Source organism: Paracidovorax sp. MALMAid1276, assembly GCF_049198005.1.
GTDB lineage: Bacteria > Pseudomonadota > Gammaproteobacteria > Burkholderiales > Burkholderiaceae_C > Acidovorax.
Map to the genome: position 1 here is coordinate 1 of NZ_JBMIRS010000036.1, position 20708 is coordinate 20708.

The 20708-nt window shown below is 69.1% G+C and carries 15 protein-coding genes and 1 pseudogene; 10 read left to right on the top strand and 6 right to left on the bottom strand.

Annotation, left to right across the window (positions count from 1 at the left end; genetic code table 11):
- Positions 1 to 101: pseudogene (locus tag ACOQFS_RS01765) on the bottom strand (DUF4148 domain-containing protein); the annotation flags it as partial.
- A gap of 466 nt (positions 102 to 567) precedes the next feature.
- Between ACOQFS_RS01765 and ACOQFS_RS01770 the strand changes: the two are divergent.
- The 4 genes from ACOQFS_RS01770 to ACOQFS_RS01785 all read left to right on the top strand — a co-directional run bounded on the left by ACOQFS_RS01770 (position 568) and on the right by ACOQFS_RS01785 (position 7766).
- Complete coding sequence (locus ACOQFS_RS01770; protein ID WP_421561270.1) at positions 568 to 1899, top strand: HD-GYP domain-containing protein; 1332 nt, start codon at positions 568 to 570, stop codon at positions 1897 to 1899.
- Between the two features lie 94 nt (positions 1900 to 1993).
- Entirely contained in the window at positions 1994 to 2857 is an 864-nt protein-coding gene (gene imuA / locus ACOQFS_RS01775) for a translesion DNA synthesis-associated protein ImuA (RefSeq protein ID WP_421561271.1), read from the top strand.
- 3 nt (positions 2858 to 2860) lie between these two features.
- Complete coding sequence (locus tag ACOQFS_RS01780) at positions 2861 to 4426, top strand: DNA polymerase Y family protein (protein ID WP_421561272.1); 1566 nt, start codon at positions 2861 to 2863, stop codon at positions 4424 to 4426.
- 10 nt (positions 4427 to 4436) lie between these two features.
- Positions 4437 to 7766 carry an error-prone DNA polymerase gene (locus tag ACOQFS_RS01785; protein WP_421561273.1) on the top strand — a complete coding sequence of 1110 codons (3330 nt, stop codon included), beginning with the start codon at positions 4437 to 4439 and terminating at the stop codon, positions 7764 to 7766.
- A 25-nt stretch (positions 7767 to 7791) separates the two neighbouring features.
- On the opposite strand, the gene ACOQFS_RS01790 is transcribed toward ACOQFS_RS01785, so the two are convergent.
- From ACOQFS_RS01790 to ACOQFS_RS01800, 3 genes are all read right to left on the bottom strand, one after another.
- The gene (locus tag ACOQFS_RS01790) at positions 7792 to 8325 is read right to left on the bottom strand and encodes a M23 family metallopeptidase (protein WP_421561274.1); all 534 of its coding nucleotides are present in this window, start codon (positions 8323 to 8325) and stop codon (positions 7792 to 7794) included.
- Positions 8326 to 8408: 83 nt separating this feature from the next.
- Positions 8409 to 10793, bottom strand: a complete 2385-nt coding sequence (locus ACOQFS_RS01795; RefSeq protein ID WP_421561275.1) for an AsmA family protein — start codon at positions 10791 to 10793, stop codon at positions 8409 to 8411.
- Between the two features lie 121 nt (positions 10794 to 10914).
- Positions 10915 to 11460 carry a hypothetical protein gene (locus ACOQFS_RS01800; RefSeq protein ID WP_421561276.1) on the bottom strand — a complete coding sequence of 182 codons (546 nt, stop codon included), beginning with the start codon at positions 11458 to 11460 and terminating at the stop codon, positions 10915 to 10917.
- A gap of 253 nt (positions 11461 to 11713) precedes the next feature.
- Here ACOQFS_RS01800 and ACOQFS_RS01805 point away from each other — a divergent pair, with 253 nt between their 5' ends.
- The 6 genes from ACOQFS_RS01805 (at position 11714) to ACOQFS_RS01830 (ending at position 19460) form a co-directional block, all read left to right on the top strand.
- Complete coding sequence (locus ACOQFS_RS01805; protein ID WP_421561277.1) at positions 11714 to 12649, top strand: RluA family pseudouridine synthase; 936 nt, start codon at positions 11714 to 11716, stop codon at positions 12647 to 12649.
- A 214-nt stretch (positions 12650 to 12863) separates the two neighbouring features.
- Positions 12864 to 14933 (top strand): Cache 3/Cache 2 fusion domain-containing protein, encoded by a 2070-nt coding sequence (locus ACOQFS_RS01810; protein ID WP_421561278.1) that lies wholly within the window; start codon positions 12864 to 12866, stop codon positions 14931 to 14933.
- 150 nt (positions 14934 to 15083) lie between these two features.
- Positions 15084 to 16310, top strand: a complete 1227-nt coding sequence (locus tag ACOQFS_RS01815; protein WP_421561279.1) for a GGDEF domain-containing protein — start codon at positions 15084 to 15086, stop codon at positions 16308 to 16310.
- An 80-nt stretch (positions 16311 to 16390) separates the two neighbouring features.
- On the top strand, positions 16391 to 17881 hold the full coding sequence (locus tag ACOQFS_RS01820; RefSeq protein ID WP_421561280.1) for a M20 family metallopeptidase: 1491 nt from the start codon (positions 16391 to 16393) through the stop codon (positions 17879 to 17881).
- A 63-nt stretch (positions 17882 to 17944) separates the two neighbouring features.
- Positions 17945 to 18475, top strand: a complete 531-nt coding sequence (locus ACOQFS_RS01825) for a TlpA family protein disulfide reductase (protein ID WP_421561281.1) — start codon at positions 17945 to 17947, stop codon at positions 18473 to 18475.
- 112 nt (positions 18476 to 18587) lie between these two features.
- The gene (locus tag ACOQFS_RS01830; protein WP_421561282.1) at positions 18588 to 19460 is read left to right on the top strand and encodes an alpha/beta hydrolase; all 873 of its coding nucleotides are present in this window, start codon (positions 18588 to 18590) and stop codon (positions 19458 to 19460) included.
- A gap of 100 nt (positions 19461 to 19560) precedes the next feature.
- Here the strand turns inward: ACOQFS_RS01830 and ACOQFS_RS01835 are convergent, their stop codons facing one another.
- Both ACOQFS_RS01835 and ACOQFS_RS01840 read right to left on the bottom strand, forming a co-directional pair.
- Complete coding sequence (locus tag ACOQFS_RS01835) at positions 19561 to 20013, bottom strand: hypothetical protein (protein ID WP_421561283.1); 453 nt, start codon at positions 20011 to 20013, stop codon at positions 19561 to 19563.
- Positions 20010 to 20465 carry a DUF2628 domain-containing protein gene (locus ACOQFS_RS01840; protein WP_421561284.1) on the bottom strand — a complete coding sequence of 152 codons (456 nt, stop codon included), beginning with the start codon at positions 20463 to 20465 and terminating at the stop codon, positions 20010 to 20012. Before ACOQFS_RS01840 ends, ACOQFS_RS01835 begins: the two co-directional genes overlap by 4 nt.
- Positions 20466 to 20708: the final 243 nt, after the last annotated feature.

The following is a 20708-nucleotide window of genomic DNA, read 5'->3' on the forward strand; positions in this document are numbered from 1 at the left end:
TGCGTGGCGAACTGCGAAGCGTCGGCTTCGTCAGCGTGGGCACCGAAAGAGGCAAAAGCGGCGACGGCAGCGATGGACAGGAAACGTGCGGTGTTGTTCATGGTGTAAATCCTCAAAATTGGATCGGCAAAGCCGGCTCAGGTCACCGGTGTCGGCGTGCCCCTGTGGGCTGCTTCGTCCGGTTTCGGTGAGTCGCCTGTTGAAGGGCTTGGCTCATCGATGGGTTGAACTGTACGCCTCCAAAAGGCCAGAAAAAACTACTCAGTCGCAAACTAACTGTTCCAGTATTGGAAACAATGCGCCTGGAACTTTTGTCGATTCGCTAGAGACGGATGGTTGAAACGACCTGTAACTGCGTTCTGAGGAGATGTATCCGCAAAAACCCTTGTATTCATTTGGGACAATGACAATTCGGTGAATGGGGCCCTTTCGCGGCGGTGGTCCCGGGCCGATCCGCCAGCCTGTGGGGTTTGACCTGCCTCAATTTTTTGTGCAAAGGGCAGGCAGGTGTCAGCCGCGGGCAAGTTGGCGCCCTATAGTCGGAAACCACTTTTTTGTGCTCCTCGCATGACTGACACGCTTGAATCGGCGGGCCCCGATGCCGCTGACAGCCCCCATTACCTGCGCGCGTTGACCGACATGGCCGACCGCCGCACGGTGGTGGCGGGCGCGGCCATCTACAACGACATGGGCGTCAAGCTGGTGGAAAAAGGCGCGCGCATCGACAGTCGCCTGTACGACCGCCTGGTGCAGCACAAGCTGCGCGAGCCCATCGACCGGCATCTTTCCATCGACAACCCTGTGGATGTGCCTGCCCTGGTGGCGGCCGCGTCGGCCCTGGCCGAACAGGACGCGCTGTGCGCCTTGCTGGCCGATGCCTTGGGTTCCACGGGGCGGTTGCTGGCGCCGCTGCGCTCGCTGGCGCTGCCGCCCTCCATGGCCTGCAAGCTCACCGTGATGCGCGAGCAGCGGCCGCAGTTGTTCCAGCACAGCCTGCAGATGATGGCGGTGGCGATCTACCTGGGCATCAAGAGCGGGCTGGGCGAGCGCGATTGCAGCGCCCTGGCGGCGGCGGCCTTGCTGCACGACCTGGGGGTGCTGTACATGGACCCTGTCTGGGACGACCCCGGGCACAAGGTGGTGGGGCCGCAGCGCAAGCATCTCGCCGCGCACCCGATTTCGGCCATGCTGATGATCCGCGACATGCAGGCCTATCCCCCGTCGGTGGCCGTGGCGGTGCTGGAGCACCACGAGCGCATGGACGGCAGCGGCTACCCCCGGGGCCTGTCCGGGGCCGACATCACGCCGCTCGGCCGCATCCTGCTGCTGGCCGAAGTGGTGGCGGCTTTCTATGAAAAATACGAGGACATGCCTGCCCAGCGGCTGTCGCTGGTGCTGCGGCTCAACCATCGCAAGTTTCCTTCTGCCCTGGTGTCGCACATCCTGCCCTTGTTGCGCGAGGAAGTCGCCCGCGACTCGGCGCTGCTGCCTTTGGGCAGCGATGCATCCCAGCAGATCGACCTGCTGGCAGAAGCCTTCGCCTACTGGGACCAGCTCAAGGCGGCCTTGCCCGGCGGGCAGGGCGGAGCAGCCGGGCCTGCGGCACCCCGGGGCACGCCCACCGGGGCCTTCGCCTTTGCCGATGCGCGCCTCATGGCCTTGCAGAAAGCCTTGATCGAAGCCGGCTCCCACCCCCGCCACCAGGGCGAGCTGATCGCCCAGCTTCAAGGCGACGTGCTGGGCATGGCCGAGGTAGGCCTGGTGGGGCGTGAAGCCCTGTGGCAGCTGCAAAGCATCCTGAACGCCAGCCACCGCCGCTGGCCCCGCCTGGCCGACCGCGCCACTCCCGAAGACGCAGCACTGGCCGACTGGTGCGAATGGGTGGCAAGAAAGCTGTAGCCCCGGGAAGAGGCCCGCCCCCCAATGGGCACCACAGGGTTTTGAATACTGGTTATATTTACAGTATTTGTGGACCTTGAATTGCTGTCTTCCCATGTCTGCTGCACCACGCCCCTTGCTGCGGGTTGCGTCCCCTTTGCCGTCGGCGGTGCCGGGGGTGTGGCACGCCGACACGCTGGGGCGGGGTCCGCAGGCGGTGCAAGCCACGGGTTATGGGGTGCTGGATGCGCAACTGCCCGGGGGCGGCTGGCCCGTGGGGGCGTTGAGCGAAGTGGTGCAGCCGCTGGCCGGGCTGCATGAATGGCCCTTGCTGCTGCCGGCCCTGGCGCAGGCGGTGGCCGTGCGCGCCGGGGCGGTGGTGGTGGTGGCGCCACCGTGCGAGCCTTTTGGTCCGGGCCTTGCCGCCCGGGGGCTGCCTGCCGGGCGGCTGTGCGTGGTGCGGGCCCCCCAGCCGCAGGTTGCGTTGTGGGCGGCAGAGCAGGCACTGCGCTGCCGCGATGTGCTGGCCGTGATGGCCTGGCTGCCCCAGGCCCCGCCGGCGGCCCTGCGGCGCCTGCAGCTGGCTGCGGCGCAGCAGCAGCAATTGCTGTGGGTGTTTCGCGGAGCGCAGGCCGCTTGCCAGGCCTCGCCGGCCTTGCTGCGGCTGCAGCTGGATGGAGCCCCGTGGCCTGGGGGCAGCGCGGCGGCGCCGGGCCTGCAGGTCCACATCCTCAAGCGCCGGGGCCCGCCGCTGGAGCACGCGCTGCACCTGCCCGCCTGCCACCCCCGGCTGGCCCAGGCGCTGGGGGCGCAGGCGGCCCGCCGGCAGGCCGCGCAGGCCGATGCCGACCGCCTGCTGCGCGGCATCCCCACACCCGGCCTGGGCGCAGACCGCGCTCTGGCCTTGCTGCCCCCGCGTCCGGCCCTGGCGCTGGTGCCTTCCCGCACCGCCCGCCAGGCTTTGGATCAGCCGCTCTGAGCCATGCACTGGATCGCTTTGCCTCTGCCCGGTGGGTGCGGGCCCTCCGCCGCCTCCGCCGCCTCCGCCGCAACTGCCGCCTCTGCGGCCTCTGCCGCTGAAAGCGGGCGGCTGGACCCGGCTGCCACGGCTTGGTGGGCCTTGCGCTTCACACCCCGCGTGGCGCTGGTGGATGGCGAGGCGGTGCTGCTGGAGGTGTCCACCACCGAGCGGCTCTGGGGCGGGCGGCAGGCCCTGCATGCGCAGGTGCTAGAGGGTTGGGCCACAACCTGTGCGGCGCAGGAGGCGGGCGCTGGAGGGGTATCGACTGCCACCCCGCCGTTGCCCGCCTGCGGCTGCGGCGCCACCGCGCTGGCAGCGCAGGCCCGGCTGCGCATGGCGCTTGCGGCGCCTCCCGGTGGGGCCGTGCGCCGCGAGCCCTTGCTGGAGCACCTGCCCCTGCACACCCTCACGGCGCTGCGCCCGCACGTGGCGGCCCTGGAGCGCATGGGCTGCCGCACCTGGGGCGCGCTGCGGGCACTGCCCCGGGCCGGCGTGGCGCGGCGCATCGGCGCGGCGGCCCTGCGCGTGCTGGACCAGGCCTGGGGCGATGCGCCCGAAGCCCTCCGCTGGGTGGAGCTGCCCGAGCAGTTCGTGCTGTCCGCCGAACTGCCCGCCCTGGCCGAAACCGCCGATGCGCTGCTGTGGAGCGCCCACCGTGGCCTGGCCGCCCTGCAGAGCTGGCTGCAGGCACGGCAACAGGGCGCCCTGGCGCTGGAGCTGGCCTGGCGCCACGACCTGCGGCGCGTGGACGGCGTGGCCATTGCGCCCACCCAGGCGCTGACGGTGCGCACTGCCCAGCCCACGCAGGACATGCCCCACCTGCGGCGCCTGCTGGCCGAAAACCTGGCGCGCACGCCACTCGCGGCCCCGGCCAATCACATCACGCTGCGCCTGGTCGAATCGGACCCGCTGCCGCACCGCACCGCCAGCCTGCTGCCCCCGGCCGACCGGCCCGGCGCGGGGCCGCCCCCGGCCGGTGGCGCCACCGCCGAACCCGGCGAAGCCCTGCACCAGTTGCTGGAGCGCCTGGCCGCCCGCCTGGGGGCCGACCAGGTGCAGGCCCCCGTGCTGCAGGCAGACCACCGGCCCGAGCGCATGCAGCAATGGCGCCCGGCACCCCGGGTGCTGGATGCCGCCGCTGCGCCCACCGTGCCGGCGGGGCCGCATGCCCCCGACGGCACGCTGTGGCCCACCTGGCTGCTGCCCGTGCCCCGGCGCCTGGCCGTGCAGGGCAGCCGCCCTTGCCACCACGGGCTGCTGCGCCTGCTGGCCGGGCCCCACCGTTTCGAGGCCGGTTGGTGGTCAGCGCCGCAGGAGGGGGCCGACCGCACCAGCGGTCCCGCGCACGCCCGTCACCCCGGCCAGGGCCTGGCCTTGCGCGACTACTTCGTGGCCTACAACGACGCGGCCGGCCTGGTCTGGATCTTCCGCGAACGGCTGCCAGCCCCGGCTGGCCAGGACACGACGACAGCCCCCGCGACCGTGCCCACCCCGCCGCGCTGGTTTCTGCACGGCTTCTTCGGATGAGGGGAATGCCATGAGCCCGAAGAAACCCCTGCAGCCGCCCGGCCACCCGGGCCACCGCGACGCCCCGGCCCCCTCAACCGCAGCGGCAGCCACAGCGGCAGTCCGGGGCGCCAGCCTGCCGCTGCCGGGCTATGCCGAACTGCACTGCCTGTCCAACTTCAGCTTCCAGCGCGGTGCATCGCACCCGGGCGAGCTGGTGCGGCGCGCGGCCGAGCTGGGCTACCAGGCCCTGGCGCTGACCGACGAATGCTCCGTGGCTGGCGTGGTGCGCGCCCGTGAGGCCGCCCGGCGCACTGGCTTGCATCTCATCGTGGGCAGCGAATTTCTCTGGGGCCACCTGCGCCTGGTGGCCCTGGCGCGCGATGCGCAGGGCTGGGGCAACCTGTGCGAATTCATCACGGCCGCCCGCGCGGCTGCGCCCAAGGGCCAGTACCGCGTGGGGCCGGGCAGCCCCTGGCACCTGCTGCAGGGCTGCGAGCTGCTGCTGGCCCCGTGCCGGGAATGCTTCGATGCTTCTGATTTGATAGCTGTCAGCGCTTGTCTGATAAGCGCTAAAGGCCAATTTGATTCAAATTTTGAAGGCCATTTGTGGCTGGCTGTGGAACTGCACCTGGCCCCCGACGACGGCCTGTGGCTGGCCACGCTGCAGCGCGCCGGCGCCGAGCTGGGCCTGCCCCTGGTGGCCGCAGGCGACGTGCACATGCACGCCCGCTCGCGCAAGCCCCTGCAGGACGTGATCACCGCCGTGCGCCTGGGCCGCAGCGTGGCCGATTGCGGCTTTGCGCTGCAGCCCAATGCCGAGCGCCACCTGCGCCGGCGCGTGCGGCTGGCCAGCCTGTACCCGCCCGAACTGCTGGCCGCCACGCTGGTGGTGGCGGGGCGCTGCACCTTCAGCCTGGACGAGATCCAGTACCAGTACCCGCAGGAAACCGTGCCCCCGGGCATGACGCCCACCCAGGCGCTGGACTGGCTGGTGCAGTTGGGGCTGCAGGGCGAATACCCGCTGGGCGCGCCCGAAAGGGTGCAGGCCCAGATCCGCAAGGAGCTCGATCTGATCGCGCACTGCCGGTACGAGATGTACTTCCTCACCGTGCACGACATCGTGCGCTATGCGCGCAGCCAGGGCATCCTGTGCCAGGGGCGTGGGTCGGCCGCCAACTCGGTGGTCTGCTACATGCTGGGCATCACCGCCGTGCCGCCCGAGAACACCCATCTGCTGTTCGAGCGCTTCATCAGCAAGGAGCGCAAGGAGCCGCCGGACATCGACGTGGACTTCGAGCACGACCGGCGCGAAGAGGTCATCCAGTACATCTACGACAAATACGGCCGCGACCGCGCCGCCATCGCCGCCGTGGTCACCACCTACCGCACCCGCAGCGCCCTGCGCGACGTGGGCAAGGCCCTGGGCGTGGCGCCCGCGCTGGTGGACGCGTTTGCCAAAGACCACCACTGGTTCGACGAGGACATTGCGGCCGATCGCCTGCAGGCGCTGGCGCAGGCGGTGGACGCGCCGCTGCACCGGCACACCGCCCAGCTGTGGCTGGAGCTGGCGGGCGACCTCATCGGCTTTCCGCGCCACCTGAGCCAGCACGTGGGGGGCTTTGTGCTCACCCAGGGCAAGCTCACCCGGCTGGTGCCGGTGGAGCCCGCCAGCATGGAAAACCGATCCGTCATCCAGTGGGACAAGGACGACCTGGACGACATGGGCCTGCTCAAGGTCGACGTGCTGGCCCTGGGCATGCTCAGCGCGCTGCGCCGTTGCCTGAACCTGCGCGCACTGCTGCGCGGCGAGCGCTGGGGCCTGAAGGACATCCCGCACGAAGACCCCGCCACCTACGACATGATCTGCGCCGCCGACACCGTGGGCGTGTTCCAGATCGAAAGCCGCGCCCAGATGAGCATGCTGCCGCGCCTGCAGCCGCGCGAGTTCTACGACCTGGTGGTCGAGGTCGCCATTGTGCGGCCCGGGCCCATCCAGGGCGGGATGGTGCACCCCTACCTCAAGGCGCGCGAGCGCAAGCGCCGGGGCCTGCCGCTGGAGCTTGAAAAACCCGAGCTGGAAGAGGCCCTGGCGCGCACGCTGGGGGTGCCCATCTTTCAGGAACAGGTCATGCAGATCGCGATGATCGCTGCAGGGTTCTCGGCGGGCATGGCCGACGACCTGCGCCGCTCCATGGCCGCGTGGAAGCGCAAGGGCGGGGTGCACCGCTTCGAGCGCCCCCTGATCGGTGGCATGGAAGCGCGCGGCTACCGCACCGAATTTGCCCAGGCCATCTTTCAGCAGATGCTGGGCTTTGGCGAATACGGATTTCCTGAAAGCCATGCCCACAGCTTTGCGTTGCTGGCCTATGCCAGCAGCTGGCTCAAGTGCCACGAGCCTGCGGCCTTTCTGGCCGCGCTGCTCAACTCGCTGCCCATGGGCTTCTACACCGCCTCGCAGCTGGTGCAGGACGCGCGCCGCCACGGTGTGCGCGTGCTGCCCATCGACGTGACCGTGAGCGACGTCGATTGCACGCTGGAGGGTGGGCTGGAGCCGCTGCGTCCCCACAAGGGCCTGCCCGCGCCGCCGATGCCCCAGCCCGCCGTGCGCCTGGGCCTTTGCCTGGTGGGCAGCCTGCACAAAGAGGCCGTCAAGCGCCTGGTGCAGGCGCGCCTGGCGGGCCCCGCCTTTGCCGGCACCGAAGACCTGGCCCTGCGCGCACAACTGAGCCAGCAGGACCTGCAGGCCCTGGCCGCCGCCGACGCACTGGCCAGCCTGGCAGGCCACCGCCGCCAGCAGATGTGGGAGGCCGCCGCGCAGCACACCGCGCCGCCACTGCTGCGCGATGTGCCGGTCAACGAAGCCCCGCTGGAGCTGCCCGCTGCGCCCGAGGGCGAAGAAATCCTGTTCGACTACGCCGCCACCGGCCTTACGCTGCGCCGCCACCCCCTGGCGCTGCTGCGCCCGCGCCTGGAACACTGGCGCCTCAAGACGGCACTGCAGCTGAGCCACGTGCCCCACGGCCGCAAGGTGCGCGCCTGCGGCATCGTCACCGTGCGGCAGCGGCCCGGCACCGCCAAGGGCACCATGTTCGTCACGCTGGAAGACGAAACCGGCCCGGTCAACGTGATCGTCTGGCCCGCCATGGTGGACGCCTGGCGCAATGCGCTGCTGCGCTCGCAGCTGCTGGCCGTCGAAGGGATGTGGCAATGCAGCGTGCCGCAAGGCGATCAGGGCGAGCCGGGCGGGAAGGCGCAACACGCCGTGGTGCGCCACCTGGTGGCCCAGCGCTTCAAAGATCTCACGCCCCTGCTGGGCCGCCTGGGGCAGGCGCTGCAGGGCAGCCGGGATTTCCACTGACCGCCCAGGCCCCCCGGCCGCGCCATCACCGCTCCAGCAGATAGGCGTGCGGGTCGATGAAAAACGCCTTCTTGTAACCCTGCGTGGAACCGTCCATCTTCCACGGCGCAGGCAGCAGGCGCACGATGGAATAGTGCAGATGGGGCGGTTTGCCCTGCGCGTTGCCAGTGGCGCCCAGCGTGCCGATGGCCTCGCCGGACGCCACCGGCGATAGCACACGGGCACTGATCGCATCCAGGTGCGCAAAGTAGTGCAGCCGCCAGCGCGGCCCCAGCACCAGCACCACCTTGCCGCCCTTGGCCAACTCGCCCGCAAACACCACCACGCCATCGGTGGTGCTCAGCACGGGCGTACCGGTCTTCCCAAAGATGTCGATGCCTTTGTGCACGCCCGAAGTGCCCCAGGGCTCGAACCAGAACGATCGGGCATTCCAGTCGCGTGCCGACGCACCAGCCACAGGAATGCGGATGCGCTCAGGCAGCACCAAGCCCAGCACCAGAAGGCCCAGCACGCACAGCAAAGCCCATCGCAGGGGGCGCGGAAAAGAGGGTCGAGGCATGAAAGAAAACCGCAGCCGCCGGGGGCTGCGGGTGAAACACGAGGGAAGCCGAGGGAAGGGCGATTATTCCCTGCCCGAGATCCTTACCGCGCCGGTGCCGACGCGCCCCCCGCCGGGCGCCGCGCGGCCTGCGATGCCGTGCCGGCGGCGCCTTGCGCACCGGGCTTGACGGGCTGCTGGGCCAAGTCCAGCAGCGGCTTGCAGTGCGTGTCGTCATCGGCCGCAGGTACGGTGATGGGCACCAGCGCCAGCGCTGCGGGCGCAGCCACGGCCGCCACCACGGCGGCGCCTGCGCGCAGCAGCAGCGGGCCGGCTTCCACGCCGATGTCGGGGTTGCCGAACGTGCCCTTCACATACAGGGGCGAGCGCAGGGAGAGGAACTTCCACTCCAGCGACTGGGGCTTGATGCGCAGGTTCATGGCTTCGGTGCCCAGGTCGATGGTGCCCGTGGCTTCCACGATCGCGTCGTCGGTGCTCATCTTCACCACCCGTGTCGTGGCCAGGCCATCCACCACGGTGAAATCGGCCACGGCGCAGCGCAGGTGCACCTCTTTGTCCTCGCCGAACAGGCGGCCCACGATGATGCTGCCCACGTTGAGCGCTGCCAGGTCCAGCATCTGCTTGCTGAGCACCCCTTCGCGCACATACAGCCGCATCTCGCCCGTGCCCTGGCCCAGCAGCCCGGCCGCGCTGTTGCCACGGCTGCTCAAGGCGATGGCCCCGTCCATGCGGCCAAAACTTTTCTTCATGAGCTGTACCTTGGGAAACAGCTCTGACAGCTGCAGCCCCTGCACGGTGCCCCGGATCTGGGCCTTGAGGGGGGGCGCGCGCCCGTCGATGCTGACCTGCGACTCGATGCGGCCCTGCGCCACGCCGAAGGTCAGCGGGGCGAGCTTGAGCTGGGCGTCCTGCATCACCGCGTGCACGCTCAGGTCCTGCAGCGGCAGGCTCTCGGGGCGAACGATGTGGCGGCCCTTGAACACGATGTCCATGTCCATGGCGTTCCAGCGCTCGGCCGCAAATTTCGAATCGGGCAGCACCTTGCCACGGCCCTTGCCCGCCGCCTCGCGGCCCCGGTGGCTGTTGTCGGGCTTGTTGGTGCCCAGCGTGGGGCCCAGGTCCGCCAGGCGCAATTGCTGCGACGTCATGTGGCCCGTGAGGCGCGGGCGGGGCTTGCCGGAGGTGTACTTCAGCGTGCCTTGCAGATCGCTCTCGCCCACCCGGCCGCGGAAGTTGCTGTATTCCCACACGGCGCGTTCGGGCTCCAGGCTGCCGGTGAGGTGGCCGCGTGTCCTGAACGGCGGCGTGTTGGGCAGCACCAGCCCCGTCACCTCGTACAGGTCGGCCATGCTGTTGGCCTTCAGCGCCACGTCAAAGTCCAGGCCTGACAGCGCGCCAGGATTGGCCAGAATGCCTTCGGCCGACAGCGCCACGCTGCCACCGCTCAGCTCCACCTTCAGGGGGTAGTCCACCACCTTGTCGCGCAGGCTGATGACCTGCCCGGCCAGGCCGCTGCCCCGCACCTGGGCCTTGGCCAGACGGCCTTCCAGCGTGAAGCGCAGGCCGTAGTCCGGCCGCGCGGCAGGGTTGCGGGCTGGGGATGTGGAGGACGCTGCGGCGGCGGGTGGCGCAGAAGACGCAGCATCGGCCGCAGCCGTTGCAGCCGAACCGGCCTCCCGGGGCGCAGCCACCGCCAGGGCCGGGTCACCCGACTCCAGGCTGTCCACGGCGGCGCGCAGGTCAATGTCCTTCAAGGCGTCGGCATAGGCCAGTTGGCCCGCACTGATGACAAGGCGGTCCACATCGAAGGTCCAGCGGCCGCGCGGGGCCTCTGCGTCCTTGCGCTTGAAGGTCCAGTTGTTCGTACCGTCGTCAGTGCGCGCAAACGCAAAGTCGGGTTGCTGCAGCGCGACGGTGTCGATCCAGAAGTGGCGCGCCAGTAGCGGCCACAGCCGCACGCTGGCCGTGGCCTTGCCGATGCGGGCCATGGTGGCGTTGACGGGTTCGACTTCGTTGGGTTCGCTGGAGGCCTTTCGGGTGGCGGCATTCTTTGCGGGCTTGCGTGCGAAGGGAGGCGCGAACCCTGCGGGGTTGTCCATCTCCAGGCGCTCTGCGGTCATGGTGACGCCGGGAATCCAGCGGCGCCAGCCATCGTCCAGCGGCTGGGGCCAGCGCCACGTGGCGGTCAGCGGCCCCTGAATCTCAAACCGTCGGCCCGTGGCTTCGCTCACCTTTTTATTCACCCAGGGCTTTGCACGCTCCAGCTGGGTCAGCGCCAGCGTGGCCGCCACCGCCAGCGCCACCACCAGCCCGCCGGTTATTAAAAGCACCAGGACGACAAGCCTGCGTACCTTGTCCGAACGCCAGGCTGTGCGCACGGAAGCGGGTGCGGGCGCAGACGACGCAGGAGGAGGTGAAGAAGAGGGTGAGGGCGGCGCAGGCTGCGCAGGGGTTTGGGGCTCTGGCATGGCAGCACCATGCTAGGCGGGGCGCTTGCAGGCGCGGCATCAGACAAAGGCGACAAAAGCGCACGCAGGGCGAGTCACGCCCTTGTCCTACACAGGGACCGCTGCCCGGGGTGCAGCGCTGCTACAGCACCACGAACAGCTTCTCGCGCAGCTCCGGCAGGCGCTTGAGCCCGATGGCGCTGGCCGAGAGGGTTTCGACCCAGTGGGGGTACACCTGGCGCAGCTGTTCGCTGCTGCGGCAGGCATGGATGGATTCCAGCAGCGAGATGCGGTTGTGGTGCCCGAAGATGCTGTTGACCGTGTTGGTCATGAAGTTGCGCGCCATGTCCAGCTCCTTGGCGCTGCGGGTGTCGGCCGGCGGCAGGCCGGCGAGGTCGTCGGTCGCCGCTTCCACCGGAGATTTGGGGGCGGCCGGGGCGGACGGGGCGGTGCGGGCCCGCGCCCGCGGCTCGATGCAGCCGTGGGCGATCAGCTCGTCAAACAGACTCGCCAGATCATGGCCTGCAACGAACACTTCCAGGTCCTTGCCCGAGCGCTGCCCATCCACCAACAGCAACAGCCGACGCACCAGAGGAGCCAGCCCCAGGGAGCGCGTCTGGATTTCCTGTTGGCCCGAGGCCGTTTTGGCGTAGATGGTGTGGAGGTGGTCGATGAAGGCTTCTGCCATGGAGTGCAATGGGTGGGGCTGTGGAGCGGCCAGAACGGGAAGTGGGTGCCGGGATGGCAAGTCGACACACAGTGTTACCAGATCACCCGGGGATGCCATCGGTGTTTTTACCGAGCGGCGCTGCGGGTTCTCTACCGCTAATTCGGGCGCATAAACTGAGATGTTTTTGCCTTTCAGCGCTTATCTGTAAACATTTCATAGCTATCATTTTTGCAATCGATGGTGCAGCATTCGCGCCTACAATCCGCCTCCCATGTCCCACCCCCGCCGACCTGACCTTCTGCCCCTGCGTGCGGGTGTGAGCCCGAGTTGCGTGGTGCTTCCGTCCAGAGGCCAGGCGGGTGACAGCGTGCTGGATTTCCTGGCCCGGCGCCTGTCCGCAGTGTCGCGGCAGGAGTGGCTCGAACGCATGCAGGCGGGTGACGTGGTGGATGCCCAGGGCCGTCCGGTAGCGCCCGAAAGGGCGTTTGAAGGCGGGCTGCGGCTGTATTACTACCGGCACCTCGCGCACGAGCCCGCCCCGCCGTTCAGCGAATCCGTGCTCTATCAGGACGAGCACCTGCTCGTGGCAGACAAGCCGCATTTCATGCCGGTCACGCCCTCGGGGCGCTATCTGCACCACACCCTGCTGGTGCGCCTGAAGCACCAGCTCGGCCTGCCCGACCTGTCGCCCCTGCACCGCATCGACCGCGACACCGCCGGACTGGTGCTTTTTTCGGTGCAGCCGCACACCCGGGGCGCCTACCAGGCCTTGTTCCGCGACCGCCGCATCACCAAGCATTACGACGCCATAGCCCCCTGGCGCCCGGACATCGCCTTTCCGCGCGACCACGTCAGCCGCATGGAAGAAAGCCCGCAGTTCTTTCGCATGCACGAGGTGCCGGGCGAGCCCAACAGCCACACCCGCATCGAACTGTGCGAGGTGGCGCCTTCGCGCCAGTGGGCGCGCTACCGGCTCACGCCCATCACGGGCAAGCGCCACCAGCTGCGGGTGCACATGGCGGCGCTGGGGCTGCCCCTGCGCAACGATGCGTTCTACCCCGAGGTGAACGACCCGCCCGAGGGCGACTACTCGCGCCCGTTGCAGTTGCTGGCGCGGGTGCTGGCGTTTGACGACCCGGTGACCGGCGAGCCGCGGCGGTTTGAAAGCACGCAGCGGTTGAGTCTGGCCGAGGCGTTTGCGATCTAGAAATGTCCGGCATGAGCCTTGCGAGACCGCACCATTACGGACCGCAACGAATTGCGTAGGGTTTACCACTAGTAACACAGTCGAGCCTGGGGCGCACGCTGTGGCCCTTGCATGCCACATGGCATTGCGCGGTGTTTGGTTTTCACGCACCGATCCGTTAACTTTGCGGGCTTTTTCCGGGCAGAGGGTCCGGAGTCCGCCCGGGAAAACAACAATGACCCCCACCACCCCCACGATCACTTCGTCCCTGCGCCGCTCGGTGGCGTTCAAGCTGTCACTGGCGGCCGTGCTCAGCCTGCTGCTGGTGCTGCTGGTCACCATGGGCATGGTCAGCGCTATGTTGTGGCAGGACTTCGGCCGCATGTCGCGTGCTGACGCCCAGCAGCATGCCGCCCAGCTGCGCACCCTGGTGCAGACCTTCGACGAGACCGCGCAGGAACAGGCCAAGCGCGACTTCACCCTGTTCAAGTCCAACTTTGCGGGCGAGTTCACGCTGGGCGAAGCGCCGGGTGCCGACGGCAAGCCGGAGGCCACGCTGGACTTTGGCGGCACGCCGCTGAACGGAAACTTCGAGGGGGTCGACCGGTTCACCAAGGACAGCATGGGTGCCGTGGCCACCATCTTTGCGCGCACGGGCGACGACTATGTCCGCGTCACGACTTCGCTCAAGAAGCAGGACGGAGAGCGCGCCTACAAGACCCTGCTCGATCGCAAGCACCCGGCTTACGAGCTGATGAACGAGGGCAAGACCTTCATCGGCCGGGCCAATCTGTTCGGCCGCGAATACATGACGGTGTACGAGCCCATCCGGCAAGGCAATCGCACCATCGGCATCCTGTTCATCGGTTCGGACATCAGCCCCATCCTGGGCAAGCTCACCTCGGTGATGGCGGGGCAGAAGCTGTTTGCCACCGGCGCGGTGTATGCGGTCAACGTCTCGTCCGGTGCTGCGCGCGGCAGCGTACTGGGCCTGCCGGGCGCGCAGGCGGGCCTGAAGCTGGACGAGAAGGCGGACGACGCCAAGGCCTGGCTCGCATCGGTCTCGGCCATCGAGCAGGCAGGTGACTTCGAATCCTCGTGGTCGCCCCGCAGCACCAGCAGCACCGGCAGCTCCAGCGGCAGCGGCCAAACCGGCACGCGCTATGTGGCGGTAGAACGCTACAAGCCCTGGAACTGGGCCATCGTGGCCGAAGCGCCGGTGTCCGAGATGATGGCGGAGGCACGCGGCGTGCTCGCCTGGCTGTGGCTGGGCGTGCTGGTGGCGCTGGTGCTGCTGGCCGTGGTGCTGGTGGCTGCCACGCGCCGGATGGTCGGGGCGCCGGTGCAGGCGCTGAGCACGGCGCTGGGCCACCTTGCGCAGGGCGATCTCACGCACGCCGTGTCACTGCGGTCCGGCGACGAGATCGGGCGCCTGGCCCAGGCCATGGAGGGCTTTCGCTCTCGCCTCGTCGCAAGCCTGGGCACCGTGCGCACCAGCGCCGACAGCGTGTCTGCTGCCAGCACCGAGATCGCACAGGGCAACCAGGATCTTTCGGGCCGCACCGAGTCCCAGGCCAGCTCGCTGGAAGAGACCGCTGCCAGCATGGAGCAGCTGGGCGCCACCATCCGCCACAACGCCGACAGCGCGAGCCAGGCGAACCAGCTGGCCGTCGATGCCAGCCGCGTGGCTGCGCAGGGCGGCGACGTGGTCTCCAAGGTGGTCAGCACCATGCAGGACATCCACACCAGCAGCCAGAAGATCGCCGACATCATCGGCGTGATCGACTCCATCGCGTTCCAGACCAACATCCTCGCGTTGAATGCCGCCGTGGAAGCCGCGCGCGCCGGCGAGCAGGGCCGGGGCTTCGCCGTGGTGGCCAGCGAGGTGCGCAACCTGGCCGGGCGCAGTGCCGAGGCCGCGCGCGAGATCAAGGCCCTCATCGGCGCGTCGGTGGAGCGGGTGGAATCCGGTGCGCGCCTGGTGCAGAACGCGGGCAGCACCATGGACGAGATCGTGGGCTCGGTGCAGCGCGTGGGCGACATCATTGGCGAGATCACGGCGGCTTCGGGCGAGCAGTCGGACGGCATCGGCCAGGTCAACACCGCCGTGAACCAGCTCGACCAGATGACGCAGCAGAATGCCGCGCTGGTGGAGCAGTCGGCCGCAGCGGCCCAGAGCCTGCGCGAGCAGGCCGGGCGCCTGGCGGGCGCGGTGCAGGTGTTCAAGCTCACGCGAGGCGACGGCGGGCCTGCAGAACGCGCCGCGTCGCTGCCGCCGCCTCCGCAGGCGCCGCAGCTGCAGTAGCCTGCGGCCGGGAGCAAGCAGGCCGCAAGCAGGCCGCAAGCGGGCCGAGACCGGGCGCCGGGGTCCGCGCATCCAGAGGTTTGCGCCGGGCGGCCCTTGGTTTATGCTGGCCTGATCCTGCACCCACCCCCCTGCGCCGCACCCTGCCCCATGGTTGCCCACATCCCCACCATCCTGGCGACGATCATCGCCAGCTCGCTCATGATGGCTGCGTCCATGGCGGTGGTGGGCCGCAGGCGGCGCCGCGACGGCCTGAACCTCTGGGCGGCCGCGCTGCTGGTCAATGCGCTCGGGCACCTGCTGCTCATCCTGCGCGGGCAGGTGCCCGACTTCCTCTCCATCGTGGTGGGCAACCTGCTGCTGTCCAGTGTGTTCGTCGGCATGATCGCGGCGATCTACCAGTTCCAGGGGCGGCCCGTCCGCTGGCTGCTGCTGCTGCTGCCGCCGGCGCTCGTCACCGGCTTCGTCATTTTCTTCATCACGAATTTCGCGGCCCGCGTGGGATTTGTGGGTGCCGTCATCGGTCTGCAGGCCGTGTGGGCGCTGGCCACCGTGCTGGAGCGGCGCCACGCCACGGTGGGGCGCGGGCAGTGGCTGCTGGTGGCCGGCCTGGCGCTGGAGGCCGCCGTGCTGCTGGGCCGTTCGGCGCTGGCCTTCGCGGTGCTGGGCGGCGAGGAGGGCATCCTGCGCCACATCGCGCTGCAGACGCTCACGTTCTTTGGCACCTTCTCGGTGGTGCTGGTCAGCTCCATGGGCTTTGTCTTCATGTCGCGCGACCGCGCCGATGAGGACAACCGCGTGATGGCGGCGCTGGACCCGCTCACGGGCGTGGCCAACCGCCGCGCGCTCATTGCCGCGCTGGACCGCGACGTGGCGCGGGCCGTCCGCATGCGCGAGCCCATGGCGCTCATGATGGTGGACATCGACCACTTCAAGGACGTGAACGACCAGTATGGCCACCCGGTGGGCGACCAGGTGCTGTGCAGCGTGGTGCAAGTGCTGCGGGGGCGGGTGCGCGCGCAGGATCTGGTCGGCCGGTATGGGGGCGAGGAGTTCATGGTGGTGCTGCCCGACACGCACCTTGCGGGCGCCGAGCAGCTGGCGCGCGAGCTGTGCAAGGCGGTGGAGGTGTCGCGCTGCCGGGTGGACTGCATGGAGCGCACCGAGCTCTCTGTGACGGTCAGCATCGGCGTGTTCGGCGGGCGCCTGGAGCCGGGCGACAGCTGGGACATGCTGATCGCCGCGGCAGACCGCGCGCTGTACCAGGCCAAGAACAACGGGCGCAACCGCGTCGAGGTGGCCACCAGCCTGCGCCGCCCCGTCTCGCAGCTCGCGGCCAAAGGCAATCCCGAGACGCTGCCCACGTCTTCCTACTGATTCGTGGCGCCCACGCGGGCCTTGTGGTCGAATGCGGGTTTTGGTCCACAAGACCGCCCCCACGTCCCAGGAGAGCCGCCATGAATGCCCGAGTCCCCGCCCACGCCCTGCAACCCGATCTGGCCCTCGAACGGGTCAGCCAGGTCTGGGACAACGACATCGTTCGCCAGCTCACCGACTACATTGCCATCCCCGCCAAGTCCCCCATGTTCTCGCCCGACTGGGCCGAACAGGGCCTGCTGGACACCGTGGTGCGCAACGCCGCCGCCTGGGTCGAATCGCAAAAGGTCGACGGCCTCAAACTTGAAGTGGTGCGCCTCGAAGGACGCACCCCGGTGCTGTTCTTCGAGATCGATGCCACCCAGGCGGGTGCGACCGACACCGTGCTGATGTACGGCCACCTGGACAAGCAGCCCGAATTCAGCGGCTGGCGCAACGACCTCGGCCCCTGGACGCCCAAGTACGAAGACGGCAAGCTCTACGGCCGGGGCGGCGCCGACGACGGCTACGCGGTCTACGCCAGCATCGCCGCCGTGCAGGAGCTGAAGCGCCAGAACGTGCCCCACCCGCGCATCGTGGGCCTGATCGAAACCTGCGAGGAAAGCGGATCGCGCGACCTGCTGCCCTACATCGAGGCCTTGAAGCCCCGCATGGGCAACGTGGCGCTGGTGGTGTGCCTGGATTCGGGCGCGGGCAACTACGACCAGCTGTGGCTCACCACCAGCCTGCGCGGCATGGCCACCGGCACGCTCAAGGTCGAGATCCTCACTGAAGGCATTCACTCGGGCGACGCCTCGGGCCTGGTGCCTTCGTCGTTCCGCATCATGCGCCAGGTGCTCGACCGGCTGGAGGACAGCAAGACCGGCCGCCTGCTGCCCGCCAGCTTCCACTGCGACGTGCCGGCCGACCGCCTGGCGCAGGCCCGCGCCACCGCCGCCATCCTGGGCGAAGAGGTGTACCGGCGCTTTCCCTGGGCGCACTACGACTGCGGCGGCTCCACCACCTTCGCGCTGCCCACCACCACCGACCCGGTGCAGGCCCTGCTCAAGCGCACCTGGGAGCCCACGCTGTCCGTGACCGGCGCCGAGGGCTTCCCGGCGCTGCAGGACGCAGGCAACGTGCTGCGCCCCTACACCGCCTTCAAGCTCAGCCTGCGCCTGCCGCCCCTGGTGGACGCCGCAGCGGCTGTGCAGGAGCTCAAGGCCCTGCTGGAAGACAACGCGCCCTACCAGGCCAAGGTCACCTTCCAGGGCCTGAGCGGCGCCACCGGCTGGAACGCGCCCGGCACCACGCCGTGGTTCGAAGACGCGCTCAACGCCGCATCGCAGGCCCACTTCGGCGCGCCCTGCGGCTACATCGGCCAGGGCGGCACCATCCCGCTCATGAACATGCTGAGCGAAGGTTTTCCCACCGCGCAGATGATGGTCTGCGGCGTGCTGGGCCCCAAGAGCAACGCGCACGGGCCCAACGAGTTCCTGCATGTGCCCTACGCCAAGAAGCTCACGGCCGCCGTGGCGCAGGTGATCGCGGCGCTCGCGCAGAACGCCCAGGCACCCGCCGCAGCGGCCTGACGGCGCCGCACGACGGGCGCGGCGGCTTCGCCTTTGCCTTGAACTCCTGGAGAGGGCCTCACCATGACCAGTAAACGCGGGTTTCTGCAGGCATGTGCTGCCTGCGCCCTGGGTGCCGCGTCTGGCGCCGTGCCCCAGGCCCTGGCACAACCCGCCGCCGCGCCGCCGGGCCCGAAGCACACGCTGACCGGCACCGACAGCGAGGGCAAGCCCATCGCCCTCACGGACTTCGCGGGCAAGGTGTGCCTGGTGAGCTTTTTCACCGCAGGGTGCGCGCTGTGCACCCACGAGCTGCGGCTGTTGCGCGAGTTCTATACCAACAACCGCCACCGCGACTTCGTGCTGCTGGGTGTCAACCTCGACGAAAAGCGGGCGGACTTCGCGCAGTACATCGAGCTGCTGAAGGTCTCCGTGCCGCCCGAGCAGCGCTTTCCGATCGCCTGGCGCGGTGCCGGCGGACACCAGGACAGTTTTGGCGCCATCACCCGGCGCCCCACGCACTACGTGCTCAACCGCCAGCACCAGCAGGTGCTTCGGCGCGAGGGCAACTTCCTGCCCACCGACTGGGACGACCTCTGGACTTCGCTCGCCTGAGTCGCGGCCGGGGCGGAGTGCGGCCCGCCCCGGCGGCGCGGCCATTTTGTCCTTCGAGATCACCCAGGGGCGGGGTATGCTGCCTCACCCCGTGTACGACACTGTGCCCGCAATGATTGCTGAAGAACTCGCTCCCTCCACCCTCACCACCTTCACCGCCGGAGACGGCGAGAACCTGGCCGTGCAGGACTGGCCCCTGCCCGAGGGCGAGCCCTGCCGCGGCACCGTGCTGCTGGTGCACGGCCTGGGTGAGCATGTGGGGCGCTACGACCCCGTGGCGCGCCGCCTGAACGACTGGGGTTTTGCGGCGCGCGGCTTTGACCAGTACGGCCATGGCGAGTCTGGCGGGCCGCGCGGCGGCCTCTCCAGCGATCTGCGTCTGCTGGACGATCTGGCCGACCTGGTGGACGCCACCCGCGCGCGCATGCCCGCCGGTGAGCCGCTGGTGCTGCTGGGCCACAGCATGGGCGGCCTGGTGGCGGCGCGTTTCGTGTCGCTGAAGATGCGCCCCGTGGACGGGCTGGTGCTGTCGTCCCCCGCGCTCGATGCGGGCCTGAACCCCGTGCAGAAACTATTGCTGGCCACACTGCCGCGCCTGGCGCCCAACCTGCGCGTCAACAACGGGCTGGATGTGCAGTACCTCTCGCACGACCCGGCGGTGGCCCCCGCGTATCTGGCCGACCCGCTGTGCCACGACCGCATCAGCGCGCGCCTGGCCCGCTTCATCGCCGAAGCGGGTCCCGCCACCGTGGCACGTGCCGCGCACTGGGGCGTGCCCACGCTGCTCATGTGGGCCGGTGGCGACCGGCTGGTCAACCCCGCCGGCAGCCGCGCCTTTGCCGCCGCTGCGCCGAAGGCGATGGTGCAGTCGCACTGCTTCGAGCCGCTGTACCACGAGCTGTTCAACGAAAGCCCCGAGCTGGCCGCGCCCGTGTTTGACATGCTGCGCGGCTGGCTGGTGCAGCGCTGCCCCTTGCCACGTTGAGCATCGCGGCTCTCTTCGCATTCACTTGATGGCACCGTGTCTGCTGCCGCAGTTCCGTGAAAAGTGGCTTTAGCGTTTATTCAGAGAGCGCTGACAGCTATCATTTTTGATGCAATTCGTGCACGGGGTGGATCGCTGGCGTCAGCGACTGCCGCTGCTGCTTGCGGTACACCACCGTGCCATAGAGCCCCAGGGCATACACCCCAGTGAACGCGAGGGCCACCACCCAGCCCCCGGCGGCGCAGGCGTCCAGGCTTTCCAGGGCGTCGCTCCAGGTGGGGTCGTCCAGCGCCTGCAGGTCGCGCCGCACGGCCAGCACCTTGGCGGCGGCAAAGTACAGCAGCATCAGCGCCGCCGCCACACGGCTGCGACGGTACAGGCCCCAGCCCAGCGTGGCGATCAGGGCCACATCCAGCCACATAGAGGGCACATAGTCGACGCCATTGGTGCCCAGGCTGGCGCCCAGGGTGACGGCCGCCGTCGTGGAGCCCGTGAGCAGCGCAGCGATCCAGGCGGCGCGGATGCAGCGCACGCCCGCAGGCGCTGCGGTCATAGCCATCCGTTGTTGCCCAGCACCACCTTCTTGTAATAGTCGCGGTTGGCCTGGTAGGCGAACATGCCCACCCAGCCGCCCGTGTAATGCACGCCGTCCAGCAGGTGGCCAAAGCCGGCCAGGCTGATCAGCGTCTCCAGCATCACGATGCCCGCCAGCCCCAGGCCGACGTAGGCCAGCCCCCGCTTCCACATGCCCTTGGTGGCGTAGTAGATGGGGCCGAACAGGCCTGCCAGCAGGTTGAAGTTGCAGCGCATGCGCTCGCCGAAGCTCAGGTCCTTGAATCGGGTCATCTTCAGGCCGCCAGCGCGTTCGATCAGCTCGAACCGCTTTTTCCACACCTGCGGCAGGTCCGGTGGCAGGGGAATGGGGGTGGTGCTGGGCCCTGCGGCGGCCGTTGCGGCTGCAGCCAGGGGATCGGTGCCGTGGGCTGCCGGGTTGCCGTTGCTCATGCGGATAACTCCCTCGAAGTGTTGTTGGTGTGTGTGCATTCGGACACCCCCGCCAGCGCCGCGCGCGACAGGCGGCAGGGCTGGTAGAGGTGGCCCGGGATGCTAGGGGACACTTCGGGGTAAAGGGTGTGAGCAGTCCTCTGAGTTGTTTGCAACGGTAACCGGGTTCTGGAGGCGGGGCGTTAGAGCCTGTTCAATGTCTTTTTTGGAGTCGCACAAGGTCCTTGCCGGGATGGGATGCCA